Genomic DNA, 13,289 nt, shown 5'->3' with positions numbered 1-13,289 from the left:
TCGCTTCGCTCACCCGGGCTACGGGACTGAACTTTACGCCCCGCGCACGATGTCGCGGACGTATCCGATCGTTTCCTCGATCTGGCCCGCATTGACGTCGAGATGGGTGCAGGCGCGTATGCGGCCGTCCATCATCGCGAGCGTGACGCCGCGCTGGCGCAGCGCCGCGACCATCTTGTCGCCGGGAATGCCGGCGCCATCAGGCTTGAAGAACACGAGATTCGTCTCGGGCTCCTGCACCTCGATGCCGGCGATCTGCGACAAGCCGCGGGCGAGCGCGCGCGCATTGGTGTGGTCGTCGGCGAGCCGCTCGACGTGATGATCGAGCGCATAGATGCAGGCAGCCGCACAGACGCCAGCCTGCCGCATCGAGCCGCCGAGGCGCTGCTTCCACTGCCACACCGCGTCGATGAAGGCGCGCGAGCCTGCCAGCACGCCGCCGATCGGCGCACCGAGGCCCTTGGAGAAATCGATCCAGGCCGAATCCCATCCCGCGGTCATGTCGCGCGGCGAGATGCCGCTCGCCACGGTGGCGTTGAGCAGGCGGGCGCCGTCCATATGGGTGATGAGGCCGTGCTGCTTGGCGATCGCGACGATCTCGTCGAGCGCGGCCTTCTTCCAGATCGTGCCGCCGCCGATATTGGCGGTCTGCTCGACGCTGACGACGGTCTGCGGCGGCTGGTAGCGGGTGCGCGGATGCAGCGCCTTGCGGAACGTTTCCGGCGTGAACTGGCCGTCGGGGCCCTTGAGCTGGGTGACCTGGAAGCCGCCGATGGCAGCGTGCGCGCCGCCTTCGCGGGCGATGATGTGCGCGGTCTCATGCGCGAGGATCTCGTCGCCGGGGCGGCAATGCACCAGCGTCGCGGTGACGTTGCACATCGTGCCCGAGGGCATGTAGACCGCGGCCTCCTTGCCGAGCAGATCGGCAACGCGCTCGCACAGCGCATTGACGGTTGGATCGTCGCCGACCTGCTCGTCGCCGACCTCTGCCCGCGCCATCGCCTCGCGCATCGCAGGCGTCGGCCTGGTCTGCGTGTCCGACAGCAGATTGATGCGCACCGGCGGCGCCTTGGGATCGATGGGGGGAGGGGTGTAGAGCATGAGACGCCTCCTAGCGGCGGGGACGGCCACTGACGTGGCTCTAAAGCAAAAAGGCCCCGGCGAACCGGGGCCTTTCGATATTCAGATCTTAGCGCGAATAGAATTCGACGACCAGATGCGGCTCCATCTGCACCGGGAACGGCACGTCGGAGAGGCTGGGGATGCGGGTGTACTTCGCGGTCATCTTGCCGTGGTCGACTTCGAGATAGTCGGGCGTGTCACGCTCGGGGAGCTGGCTGGCTTCGAGCACGTGGGCGAGCTGCTTGGAGGCTTCCTTCACCTCGATGACGTCGCCGACCTTGAGCTGGTAGCTCGAGATGTTGACCTTGCGGCCGTTCACCTTGATGTGGCCGTGGTTGATGAACTGGCGCGCGGCGAAGATCGTGGAGACGAACTTGGCGCGGTACACGACCGCGTCGAGACGACGCTCGAGCAGGCCGATCAGGTTCTCGCCGGTGTCACCCTTGAGACGGCTGGCTTCCACGTAGATGCCGTGGAACTGGCGCTCGCTGATGTTGGCGTAGTAGCCCTTCAGCTTCTGCTTGGCGCGGAGCTGCACGCCGAAGTCGGAGAGCTTGCCCTTGCGGCGCTGGCCGTGCTGGCCGGGGCCGTATTCCCTGCGGTTCACGGGGCTCTTCGGGCGGCCCCAGATGTTCTGGCCCATACGGCGATCGATCTTGTACTTCGCCTCACTGCGCTTAGTCATCGCGTCCTCTTCGGTTGCATGGTTTGAGGAAACGCGCCCTCCTGTGTGACGGGCATAAGCCCGGCACCGACAGGTCCGATCCCCAAAGCTTAAGGGAGTGGACCACGGGTCGCGAAACGCTTCGCGGGCCGAAATCGGCCCGCGAGCAGGCGGCTTTTAGGGGAGTTTGGGGTTCGCTGTCAATGCGAATGGCCCCGGAATCAGGTCCTGACCGCCCGGATCGGCTTTGACCCGGCCGCCCGCAATTCGCCAGCGATTTCAGTGTTCAGGACCTGTTCCAGCCGCGTCAGGACCCGGGCGATCGGGGCGGCATCCGTCACCCGGTGATCCCAGCGGATCACGACATGGATGGTCTGGTCCGCCTCGACCGTTCCATAGCTGACGATGAAGGGGCCGGGCGTAATGGGGTGGAGCTCGCCGCCGCCATAGGCGGCCACCGAGCTGACCGCAAAGCTGCCGAACCAATTGCCGCGCTGCCGGCCGAAATTCAGCCCCACCGCCCAGGACAGGCGCCGCAGCGGGAACGGGAGGCGGGTCGCCCGCATGATCTTGCGGAACATGGGAACATCCTCGACCGGCGCCGTCTTGGCGCGCCGGATCTCGGCATCGACGGCCGTCAGCGCCAGCGCGTCGGGGGCCACGATTCGCTGCGGGATGACGCATTCCTCGCCGTCGTCGACCCGGGCGATCGCCACCAGCGCCACGCTCTTGGGCAATTCATAAAGGGTCGGCCAAGGCCATTTGGCGTAGACGGTGCGCAGGATCGGCTCATCCCTGGCCACCAGGGCAAAGGCCTTGACGAACATCGCAGCCCAGCCGGCAGGCGCCGTTGTGCCTGCGCGGGCCTCCAGCACGGGGCGGATGCTGAGCGTGCGGGACAGCGAGACGAAAGGCACGCCCATCGAGGCATGCATGAGGTCGCAAATCAGGCGGCGCCGCAGCGAGATGGTCTTGGGCGTCCCGCGCATTGGTCTTTCGGTTCCGGATCAAAGATTAAAATATGTGCAGCGAGCGGGGCCCGCCCGCTCGCTCTAGCATGAACCAACCTGCTTGGGGCCGGTCGGTTCGCCGCATCAGGGCGCCGGCGAGGCCAACGGCTTGGTCTTGTCCACGACGTAAATTCCAAGCACTTTCATGGCCTTGTCGCCATGAGCCTTGGCGTCGTGTACGACGCCTGCCGGGATCTGGTAGGAATCACCGGCCTTCAGGGTTTTCGCCGGCTGCCCGTCGATGAGGAGATTCAGCTCGCCCTCCAGCACGTAGCCGGTCTCGATCCCCGGATGGGTATGACGTCCGGCAGCGCCGCCCGCCGGGACTTCTGCGATGGCTGTGATGGTGTTGTAGCCCTCCGGAAACTCGACTTTCTGGAGTGGGGTGCGCTTGATGCCGGGCTGCTGGGCAAAGGCGGCAACGGCAAGGCCGGTGAAGGCAAGGGCGAGCAAGGTCTTTTTGAGCATGATTTTTCCTCCCTGGAGCCGCCGACCCTAGCAGCGTCGCGGTTCCCGGCAAGGCCGTGCTCGCCAGTTCAGCGCTTGATCCCGTCGAACGCCGTCATGATGCCACGCTGGAACAGGGACCAGTCGAAGCCGAGCGCGATCGCGCGGTAGCCGCGGTCGATCAGGGCGTTGGCTTGGTCGGCGGTGCGCGCCACGCCGCCGATCGGCACGCCGCTTCTGAGGATGCCGGCCTCCGCACGGGCGACCAGCTCCAGCAATTCCGGATCGTCCATCTGGCCGCGCTTGTTGATGGAGGTGGCGAGGTCGCCCGGACCGATCACGGCAACGTCGATGCCGGGCGTGGCCATGATCTCGTCGATGCGATTGACCGCATCGACATGCTCGATGGTGATCATGCAGATCATCTCGTCGTCGGCACTGGCCATGTAATCCGGCATCGACTGGCCCCAGCGGAACGGCGCGTGGAAGGGGCCCCAGAGGCGATCGCCGCGCGGCGGATAGCGCACGCTTCGCACCGCCTTCTCGGCGTCGGCGCGGCTCGTGATCATCGGGAAGTTGATGCCGAAGGCGCCGATGTCCATCGGCGCCTTGGCAAGCCATGGCTCGTTCGCGGCGATCCGCACAAGCGGCGTGCATGGCGTGCCGGTTGTTGCGGCGATCATCGCATGTGCTTCGGTCAATCCGATCGGGCCGTGTTCGAGATCGACGATGATCCAGTCGAGCGAGCGCGCCATGATCTGCACCATCTGCACGCTCGGAATGGTCGCGATCGCGCCGAAGGCGGGGCGTCCCTCGCTCCACAATTGGCGGAGGCGATTGAGCGGCTTTGCGGGGACCGACATGTGATGACCTGCGCAGAGATGACGACGGCGAGCCTAGCAGCGCGCCGTCGGGACGCAAGGTCAGGCGACTGCGCGGCCGCCGAAGAACGATGTCAGCATGGCCGACAGGCCATGCACGCGGTTCGAGGTGAAGATCATCGCGGCGCGGTCCTGCGCGATGGCGCCGATCCGCGGGCCAAGCAGATCGGAGACGCGGCGGGCGATGGCGGGCGCGGGGTCGATCCAGTCGACCGGCCAGGGTGCGAGCTTCTTCATCCGGTCGAGCAGCAGCGGATAATGCGTGCAGGCGAGCACCACCGTGTCGGTGCGCGATGCCACATCCGAGGCCTTGCCGACGAAGCAGGAGGCGAGCTCGGCGAGGATGGCCTCGTCGCTTATCGGAGCTCCGCTGAGCTCGGCTTCAGCCAGCGAGGCAAGCTCGGGCGAGCCGACCAGCGTCACCTCGCAGCCCTGCGCGAAGTCGCGGATCAGTGCCTTGGTATATTCCCGCTTCACCGTGCCCTTGGTGCCGAGGACCGAGACGCGGCGGGTCTTCGACTGCGCGCAGGCCGGCTTGATCGCCGGCACCGTGCCGACAAAGGGCAGCGAATAAGCGGCGCGCAGGTGCGACAGCACCAGGGTGGATGCCGTGTTGCAGGCGATGACGACGAGATCGGGATCATGCGTGCCGATCAATTCACCCATCAACGGCACCACGCGTGCGATGATCTCGTCCTCGCTGTGGTGGCCGTAGGGGAAGAAGGCGTCGTCGGCGACGTAGACGTAATGGGCGTCCGGGCAAGCGGCCACGACCTCACGGAGCACCGTGAGCCCGCCAAGGCCGGAATCGAACACCAGGATGGTCGGAGAATTGGTCACGTCGTTACCCTAGCCCGCCATGGTTACCATTCGGTTTTTAGGGCGATTTTGCGGCGGGCCCGCCTGGGACCGATCTCGAGGGGTTGAATGCGGCGGGACATGCCCGCAAAATTCCGGGAAGCCGGCCATCACGACGTATGATGCGGCATCACAGTGCTCCAATCTTGCGGTCCCAGGAGGCCTCATGCTCACCGTCCATCACCTCGGCAAGTCTCAATCCGAGCGCATCGTCTGGCTGTGCGAGGAGCTGGGGCTGCCCTACGAGCTGAAGCGATACGCGCGCGATTCCGTCACCATGCTGGCGCCCCCGGAGTACAAGGCGCTGCATCCGATCGGGGCGGCGCCCGTCGTGACCGACGGCGCTCTCGTGCTCGCGGAGTCCGGCGCCATCGTCGACTACATCATGGCCAGATACGGCAATGGGCGCCTCGTGCTGCGCGCCGACGATCCCGATTTCGCGCAATTCCTGTACTGGTTTCACTTCGCCAACGGCACGCTGCAAGCAGGCATGGGCCGGCTGATGATCCTGAACCAGCTCAAGCTCGCAGAGGACAATCCAATGCTGCGCGCGACCCGGGGACGCGTGGATCGCGCCTTCGATCTGGTGGATGCGCGCGTTCGTGAGGCCGAATATCTGGCGGGCGACACCTTCACCACGGCCGACATCATGATGGGTTTCTCGCTGACCACGATGCGCTACTTCCAGCCCTATGATCTCCAGCGCTGTCCGAACGTGGTCAGATATCTCGGCCGCATCGGTGACCGTCCGGCCTACCGGCGCGCGATGGAGAAGGGCGATCCGGGCATGGCTCTGCTGCTGAGCTGAGCAGCGATCATGCGATCCTGTTCGTGGTGGCCGCTCGCTCGCTGGCGAGCTGCTTCTGCAGGCGGTCAATGTTTTGCAGGAGCCGCTGGCTGGTCAGGACCAGGAAGTAGTAGCCGAACTGCGGATCCTGGAAGTAGATCTCGAGCAGCCGGTCATAGGTGATCGTCAGCACCTGGCCGTCTTCGATGCATTCGACCGTTCCCGTGCGCCGGTTGTCCGGCGTGAGGAAGCCGAGCTCGCCCATCAGCGCTCCGGGCCCGATCTCGACATTGATCTCCTTGACCAGGAACTTGCCGGTGACGGTGAGGAACATCTCCTTCGCGGGGTCGCGCAGCTTGAACAGCGTATCGCCGCGGCGATATTTGCGCTCGGTCATGAAGGGCTTGAGCCATTCGATCGACATGTCGCCTTCGGCGGCGTGGCGCGCTTTCTTGACGAGCTTGAGCATCTGCCGCAGGCGCAGGGCGTTGATCGGAAGCAGCAGCAGATAGAGCAGGAACGTGGCGACGTTGGCGGAGAGCGCGCCGAAAACGGCAAAGAACGCGCAGCCGATCATGTTGGCGACGCGCAGCGGCACCATGGTCCGCATCAAGAGGGTGGCGACGAAGAAACCAGCGCCGACCGCGGCGAACAGATTGGCAAACGTGATGTTGTGGACGAAGATCTCCAGCAGCCGGTTGAAGATCGCATCATAGGTGACGTTGTTCGGATCGAGGCCCATCTGGACCAGGATCTTCGCGATCCTGAGGTTGTCCGTCGCCGCATCTAGAATGCGGTCGAGGATCGACGAAATGTCTGCGCTGCCGGACGGCATGGTACTAACCCCGCGTAAGGCCTTCAGTCTTGGTCGGTATGCTCGACAGGTATAGCCGAAATCGAGTGACGGCCGTCTGAAATGAAGCCTTCGGCCGCCATGTCGCAAGAGGCAAATTTTAACCTGATCGGGCGTTTCGGCAATTGCCCGTTGGTTGCGCGTCTGGCTGCAATGCGGCCGTGATTCGGGGCGGGCTTCGGCGTTGCGGAAGGGGCTTGAGGCCCATGGCGGGGCGTTGGACGATCTTCGCCTTACGGCTTGGCGGCGGGTTGGATCACCTGCTGCTCGAGAAGGCCAAGACGTCCGGGCAGCGAGCCGGCGCGCAGCAGCATGGCGACGCTGTTGGCCTCTTCCAGGGTGAAGTTGCCGGAAATCTGGACGGAGCCGCCGGTGATGGGCTCGCGGATCACGGGGGAGGAGATCACCTTGTCGTCGAGCGCGATGGCGAAGGGCATTCCAACGTTCTCTGCCGTGATGTGGGCGAAGCGCCGCGTACCGCGGCCGTTGAAGCGGAACGAGGCGATCGGCTCCTTCGTGTCGGTGGTAAATCCAGGTCCGGCGTAGCTAATGTCGTCGCCGTCGAGCGCGCTGGCCTTGACGAGATATTGGTGCTTGTCCTTGAAGCCCAACATGACTTCCGTGCCCGCGGGAGGCGTGCCGGATTGCGCCTGCTCCGCCGACATCGTGACGTCGATCGGGCGGAAGCTGACCTTCACCTTCTTGGCGAAGATCGCGGTGATGCGCTCGGGCTCCATCATGCCCGGCAGGAAGATGCGGATGCGGTCCGTTCCCTCGGGCTGGACGCTGGCCAGCGTGACGCCGGCGTCCTTGAGGCGCTGCTCGATCATGGCGATGGAATCTTCGACGAGGTCGTGCAGCCGTGCGGCGGACGCGGCATCGGTCGGCGCGAGCCTGATCAGCCCGTCTCCGGCATCGGTCACGGTGAGCGCATGCGTGGGCAATCCCTCTGCGGCCGAGGCGAGCTTGCGCGTGAGCAGTTGGCGGCCCTTGGCGTCCGCGATCTTGACGTCGACGCCGCCGTCGCGGATCGCAAGGCCGGAGAAGGCGATCCGGCCCTCGCGCAAGGTCCTGTAGACGTCGTCGCGCAGATCCGTGACGACCGCCTCCCGCAAGGCGTCGCTGTCCACCTTGTAGACGATGCGCGATCCGCCCAGCTTCTCCATCTTGTCGGTGATGAATGCCGCGATCTTCGCACGCATCTTGTCGAGCTGGCTGTCCGCGGCGAATGTTGCGGAGGGCAACGCGATCGCGGATGCGACGGCGAACGCGGCGATCAGCCTTGTGATGCGGTTCCGCGGGGGCGTCGTCATGTGACCTCAAGTCTTGCGGCAGGGCGCTGGCGCGCGAATTCAGTGCCAGTTCTTGGTCCCCAGACCGGCCGCAGAGGTTCAAGCGACGCAGACGCCAGGCAATGGACGAACGCCAAATCATCCATCATTCTGTCCGCGCTCGGCCGGCCATCGGCCGAGGCCTCGCCGGACCAAAATGTCAAAAGACAGGGCGGCGGGACGAGCATCTGAGGGAGGACGGAATTCCATGGCGGGCATCCACGCGCTCGATCGGCTCATCGGCAACGACTATCCGGAATTTTTGACGGACGCGGAGGTGCGGGCCTTCGAGCAGGTTCCTTATGCCGATCGCGTCGCGGCCGAGAGCACCTATGAAGCGATCAGGCTGGGTGCCGCGCGCAATCCCGACGGCGCGGCGATCCAGTTCCTGCAGAATGCCGATCCCGCCGACACGCCGGTCGTGGTCACGTACCGCGATTTCATCGCGCGCGCCACGCAGGCCGCCAACATGTTTCATGCGCTGGGTGCGGAGAAGGGCGACGTCATCAGCTTCATGCTGCCGCTGGTTCCCGATGCCTTCGTGACGCTGTTCGGCGCCGAGGCCGCGGGCATCGCCAATCCCGTCAATCCGCTGCTCGAGCCGCACCAGATTGCGGAAATCCTGGAGGCCGCCAACACGAAGATCCTGGTGGCGCTCGGACCGATGCCCGGCACCGACATCTGGCAGAAGGTCGAGCAGATCAGGCCGCAACTGAAGCATCTCAAGGCGATCGTACAGGTGTTCGGCGGCGGCGATCCGGCGAAGGGCATTTATGCCTTCAACGACCTGATCAAGCAGCAGCCGTCCGACCGGCTCGTCAGCGAACGCAAGATTTCGGGGGGCGACATTGCCGCCTATTTCCACACCGGCGGCACCACGGGCACGCCGAAGCTGGTGCGGCACACCCATGCCAACCAGGTCTACCAGGCCTGGGCGCTCAATCTGCTGCTGAAGGCGAAGCCGGGCGGCAACCTGCTGTTCGGCATGCCGCTGTTTCATGTCGGGGGCTCGCTGACGCAGGTGCTGCTGACCCTGTCGAGCGGCGGCTCGATGGTCGTGCTGTCGCCGAGCGGCTGGCGCAATCCGAATGCGGTGAAGAACATCTGGCAGCTCGTCGAGCGCTACAAGCCCGAGGCGCTGTCGAGCGTGCCGACGGTGCTTGCCGCCACGCTGGCGGTGCCGCCTGGTGACGCGGATCTTTCCAGCCTGAAATATGCCGCCGGCGGCGGCTCTGCGATCCCCGTCGCCGTGGGCTCGGCAATCCAGGACAAGCTGAAGCTGCCGGTGGTCGAGGTCTACGGCATGACCGAGACCTCCAGCGTGCACACGCTGGCCTATCCGTCGCGGCCGATCCGGCTCGGCTCTGTCGGCCTTCCCATGCCTTACGCGCGCGTGCGCATCGTGCAGCTCGATGCCGATGGCCGCCTGATCCGCGATTGCGCGCCGGACGAGATCGGTGTCGTCATCATGGCCGGGCCCGGCGTGTTCGGCGGCTATCTCAACGACGAGCACAACAAGGGCGCTTTCGTCGACGAGGTCTGGGTCAATTCCGGCGATCTCGGCCGGCTCGATGCCGATGGCTATCTCTGGATCACCGGCCGCGCCAAGGACCTCGTGATCCGTGGTGGTCACAACATCGATCCGGCGCCGATCGAGGAGATCATGTTCAGACATCCCGCCGTCGGCTTCGCCGCGGTGGTCGGTCAGCCCGACGCCTATGCCGGCGAGCTTCCGGTGGGATATGTGCAATTGAAGCCGGGTGCGACCGTCGAGCCGGGCGAGCTCGAAGCCTGGGTCCGCGAGCGCACGCCCGAGCGCGCTGCCGTTCCGGTGCAGGTCATTCCGATCAATCCGATGCCGGTCACGGGCGTCGGCAAGGTGTTCAAGCCGCAGCTGCGCTGGGACGCCGCGGAGCGCGTGTTCACCAAGGTGCTGGCGCCGCTGGCGGAGCGCGGCATCGATTGCAAGGTCAAGGTCGGTGCCCATGGCAGTCATGGATCGATCGCGACCGTGACGCTCGCGGGCCTGCCGCCGGATCAGCGCAGGGTGGTTGCGAGCGAAGTGCACGTGTTGCTTGCACCGTTCGTGATGCGCCACGAGGTGGTGCAGATGTAGCGAACCCTGCGCGTGGCGTCGCCTCGGCTGGAAAAGCGGGGCGACGCTTCGTCGCATTATCATACCCGCGTCAGACCGCCTTATGTGACAGGTATCACATAGGTACGATTGGCAATCGGCAACGCTACCGAATAGTCTCAGGGAATTGCATCCGGGGGGACGCAAGTGATTCCGTTTCGGCTATTTGTATTGTTTATTTTGACGATGGGTTTTGTCTGCGGTCCGGCGCATGCCGACCGGCGGGTGGCGCTCGTGATCGGCAATTCCGCCTACAAGAGCGCGCCCAAGCTCGGCAATCCCGCCAACGATGCCACCCTCGTCGGCGGCATGTTCAAGAAGGCCGGCTTCGATTCCGTGGACGTGCGGCTGGATCTCAGTGCCAGCGAGATGCGGCGCATGCTGCGCGAGTTCGCCGGGAGGACGCGCGATGCCGACATGGCGGTGATCTACTACGCCGGTCACGGCATCGAGCTCGACGGCAACAACTATCTCATCCCGACCGACGCGACGCTGGAGACCGACGGCGACGTTCTCGATGAGACCATACCGGTCGAGCGGGCGTTGTTCGCGGTCGAGCCGGCCAAGCAACTGCGGTTGATCATCCTGGATGCCTGCCGCGACAACCCGTTCGCGAAGACGATGAAGCGCACGCTGGCATCGCGCGCGATCGGACGCGGCCTCGCCAAGGTCGAACCAACCAGCCCGAATACGATGATCGCCTTCGCCGCCAAGGCCGGATCGACCGCGTCCGACGGGGATTCCAGAAACAGTCCGTTCGCCGCCGCGCTCGTCGAGCATTTGCCGAAGCCGGGGCTCGATCTTCGCAAGGCCTTCGGCTTCGTCCGTGATGACGTGCTCAAGGTGACCGGCTACAAGCAGGAGCCCTATGTCTATGGTTCGCTCGGGGGCGACGACGTGCCGCTGGTCGCGCTCAAGCCGGCTGCGACCGGTCCGCAGGCCAACCCGCAGGAAGCGGTCCGCAGGGACTACGAGCTCGCGCTCCAGCTCGCCACGCGCGACGCCTGGGAGGCGTTTCTGGCGCAATATCCGGACGGCTTCTACGCCAACCTCGCCAAAGGTCAGTTGAACAAGATCGGCGCCGAGGAGACGCGCGCTGCGGCCGAACTGAGGGCCAAGGCGGCCGAGCAGGAAAAGACGAGGCTGATTGCCGAGCGCGCCCAGAAGGCCGAGCAGGAGAAGGCAGCCGCCGCGGCCAAGGCGGCCGAAGAGGCGCGGGTTGCCGCGGAGAAGCAGAAGCAGATCGAGCAGGCGAGGGCCGAGGCGGCCGAGCAGCAGCGCAAGGCGGCCGAGGCGGCCGCAGCGAAGGCCTTGGCCGAGAAGCAGGCGGCGGAGAAGGCCAAGGCCGAGCTCGCCGCAAAGCAGGCGGCGGAGAAGGCGGGGCAGGCCGCAAAGCCGGCCGCCGATCGGCAGCTGCCCGAAATCGAAAACCAGAAAGTGGCCGCGCTCTCCCCGGGGCCCACGTCCTCATTGTCGGCGGCCGACCTCGCCAAATCCGTACAAAGCGAATTGCGCCGCGTCGGCTGCCTGACCGCGTCTGCGGAGAGCGAGTGGACGCCGGCGGCGCAGCGTTCGCTGACGCTGTTCAACAAATATGCCGGCACCCAGTTCGACGTGAAGCTTGCCAGCGTGGATGCCCTCGATGCGCTGAAGGCAAAGCCGGGACGGGTCTGCCCGCTCGTTTGCAATTTCGGCTTCAAGGCAGACGGCGATCAATGCGTGAAGATCACCTGCGGGGCCGGCTATCGGGTCGGTGACGACAACGAGTGCGAGAAGATCCCGGAGAAGAAACCTGTGGCGACACGCGAGGAGTCACGGAGGCGGGACACGGATCGAAAGCAAACGGAGGCGGCCCCGTCGGCACCGCAGGCTGCGGGACAGATGGTCTGCGGCAGCGCGGGATGCCGGCCGGTTGCAAAGGGGTGCCGCCTCGCAACGACGAAGCTCAACAACGGAGTCAGCGTTACTGCCGAGGTCTGCAATTGAGTGTCGCTCGTCTGGGCGAACGCGATCCTATCCCGCCGGCATCCTCGTCTCGACGAGACGCGCCCAGAACGAGGCGCCGTGGCCCAGAATGTTGTCGTTGAAGACGTAGGCAGGGTGGTGGCACTCGTTGCCGTCGCCCATTCCGACCAGCACCATCGCGCCGGGACGCGCCTCCAGCATGAAGGAGAAGTCCTCGGCGCCCATCATCGGGATGAACTTGTCGTTGACGCGGTCGGCGCCGACGATGTCGCGGGCGACGTCGGCGGCAAGGCCGGCCTCGCGCGCATGGTTCATCGTCACCGGATACATCCGCGTGTACTTGACCTCCGCCGAGCCGCCATAGGCGCGGGCGACGCTGTCGGCGACTTCGCCGATGCGGCGCTCGACGAGATCGCGGACTTCAGGATCCAGCGTGCGCACGGTGCCGGCGAGCTCGGCGACCTCGGGGATGATGTTGAAGGCCGTGCCGGAGTGGAATTGCGTGATCGAGATGACCGCTGACTTCAGCGGATCGACGTTGCGTGCGACGATGGACTGCAGCGCGTTCACGATCTGCGAGCCGATCAGCACGCTGTCGACCGATTTGTGCGGGCCGGCGCCGGCGTGGCCGCCCTTGCCGTGCACGGTGATCTGGATGTTGTCGGAGGAGGCGAGCATCGCACCGGGGGTGGTTGCGAAATGGCCTTCGGGCAGGCCCGGCATGTTGTGCATGCCGTAGACCTCCTGGACGTTCCAGCGCGTCATCAGCCCATCCTCAACCATGGCCTTGCCGCCGCCGCCGCCTTCCTCGGCGGGCTGGAAGATCACGACCGCGGTGCCGTCGAAATTGCGGGTCTCGGCGAGATATTTGGCGGCCCCGAGCAGCATCGCGGTGTGGCCGTCATGGCCGCAGGCGTGCATCTTGCCGGGGACCTTCGAGGCGTAGGGCACGCCGGAGGTTTCCATGATCGGCAGCGCATCCATGTCGGCGCGCAGGCCGATGGTCTTGCCGGAGGCGGACTTGCGGCCGCGGATCACGCCGACCACGCCGGTGCGGCCGATGCCCGTCACCACCTCGTCGCAACCGAACTCCTTGAGCTTGTCGGCGACGATGCCGGCGGTGCGGTGGACGTCGTATTGCAGCTCGGGGTTCTCGTGGAAGTCATGGCGCCAGGCGGCCATTTCGTCGGAGAGGGCGGCAACGCGGTTGACGATGGGCATGAAGGCTCCGTCTCTG

The 13,289-nt window shown here is 65.5% G+C and carries 12 protein-coding genes; 3 read left to right on the top strand and 9 right to left on the bottom strand.

Features of this window, described 5'->3' with window-relative positions:
• Nucleotides 1–33 precede the first annotated feature (33 nt).
• The 6 genes from HAP40_RS25255 to murI form a co-directional block, all read right to left on the bottom strand.
• Nucleotides 34–1,101 (bottom strand): threonine aldolase family protein, encoded by a 1,068-nt coding sequence (locus HAP40_RS25255; protein ID WP_166815196.1) that lies wholly within the window; start codon nucleotides 1,099–1,101, stop codon nucleotides 34–36.
• Between the two features lie 88 nt (nucleotides 1,102–1,189).
• Nucleotides 1,190–1,807: a 30S ribosomal protein S4 gene (gene rpsD / locus HAP40_RS25250; protein WP_166815197.1), complete on the bottom strand. Its 618-nt coding sequence runs from the start codon at nucleotides 1,805–1,807 to the stop codon at nucleotides 1,190–1,192.
• A 200-nt stretch (nucleotides 1,808–2,007) separates the two neighbouring features.
• Nucleotides 2,008–2,775, bottom strand: coding sequence for a 2-oxo acid dehydrogenase subunit E2 (locus HAP40_RS25245; RefSeq protein WP_166815198.1), 768 nt, complete (start codon nucleotides 2,773–2,775; stop codon nucleotides 2,008–2,010).
• Nucleotides 2,776–2,880: 105 nt separating this feature from the next.
• Nucleotides 2,881–3,264, bottom strand: a complete 384-nt coding sequence (locus HAP40_RS25240) for a cupin domain-containing protein (protein ID WP_166815199.1) — start codon at nucleotides 3,262–3,264, stop codon at nucleotides 2,881–2,883.
• Nucleotides 3,265–3,332: 68 nt separating this feature from the next.
• Nucleotides 3,333–4,106, bottom strand: a complete 774-nt coding sequence (locus HAP40_RS25235; protein WP_166815200.1) for an HpcH/HpaI aldolase family protein — start codon at nucleotides 4,104–4,106, stop codon at nucleotides 3,333–3,335.
• Nucleotides 4,107–4,166: 60 nt separating this feature from the next.
• Entirely contained in the window at nucleotides 4,167–4,964 is a 798-nt protein-coding gene (gene murI / locus HAP40_RS25230) for a glutamate racemase (protein WP_166815201.1), read from the bottom strand.
• Between the two features lie 184 nt (nucleotides 4,965–5,148).
• Here murI and HAP40_RS25225 point away from each other — a divergent pair, with 184 nt between their 5' ends.
• On the top strand, nucleotides 5,149–5,790 hold the full coding sequence (locus HAP40_RS25225) for a glutathione S-transferase family protein (protein WP_166815202.1): 642 nt from the start codon (nucleotides 5,149–5,151) through the stop codon (nucleotides 5,788–5,790).
• Between the two features lie 7 nt (nucleotides 5,791–5,797).
• On the opposite strand, the gene HAP40_RS25220 is transcribed toward HAP40_RS25225, so the two are convergent.
• The gene (locus HAP40_RS25220; protein ID WP_166815203.1) at nucleotides 5,798–6,604 is read right to left on the bottom strand and encodes a Crp/Fnr family transcriptional regulator; all 807 of its coding nucleotides are present in this window, start codon (nucleotides 6,602–6,604) and stop codon (nucleotides 5,798–5,800) included.
• Nucleotides 6,605–6,855: 251 nt separating this feature from the next.
• On the bottom strand, nucleotides 6,856–7,935 hold the full coding sequence (locus HAP40_RS25215; RefSeq protein WP_166815204.1) for a SecDF P1 head subdomain-containing protein: 1,080 nt from the start codon (nucleotides 7,933–7,935) through the stop codon (nucleotides 6,856–6,858).
• 226 nt (nucleotides 7,936–8,161) lie between these two features.
• Here HAP40_RS25215 and HAP40_RS25210 point away from each other — a divergent pair, with 226 nt between their 5' ends.
• Nucleotides 8,162–10,069, top strand: coding sequence for an acyl-CoA synthetase (locus HAP40_RS25210; RefSeq protein ID WP_166815205.1), 1,908 nt, complete (start codon nucleotides 8,162–8,164; stop codon nucleotides 10,067–10,069).
• A 204-nt stretch (nucleotides 10,070–10,273) separates the two neighbouring features.
• Nucleotides 10,274–12,073, top strand: coding sequence for a caspase family protein (locus HAP40_RS25205; protein ID WP_166819374.1), 1,800 nt, complete (start codon nucleotides 10,274–10,276; stop codon nucleotides 12,071–12,073).
• 27 nt (nucleotides 12,074–12,100) lie between these two features.
• Here HAP40_RS25205 and HAP40_RS25200 read toward each other — a convergent pair whose 3' ends face one another.
• On the bottom strand, nucleotides 12,101–13,273 hold the full coding sequence (locus HAP40_RS25200) for a M20 aminoacylase family protein (protein ID WP_166815206.1): 1,173 nt from the start codon (nucleotides 13,271–13,273) through the stop codon (nucleotides 12,101–12,103).
• Nucleotides 13,274–13,289: the final 16 nt, after the last annotated feature.

Source organism: Bradyrhizobium sp. 1(2017), assembly GCF_011602485.2.
In the GTDB taxonomy this organism is placed as follows: Bacteria; Pseudomonadota; Alphaproteobacteria; order Rhizobiales; family Xanthobacteraceae; genus Bradyrhizobium.
The sequence above is the reverse complement of the archived record's forward strand: the minus strand, read 5'-3'. Positions and strand labels throughout refer to the sequence as shown.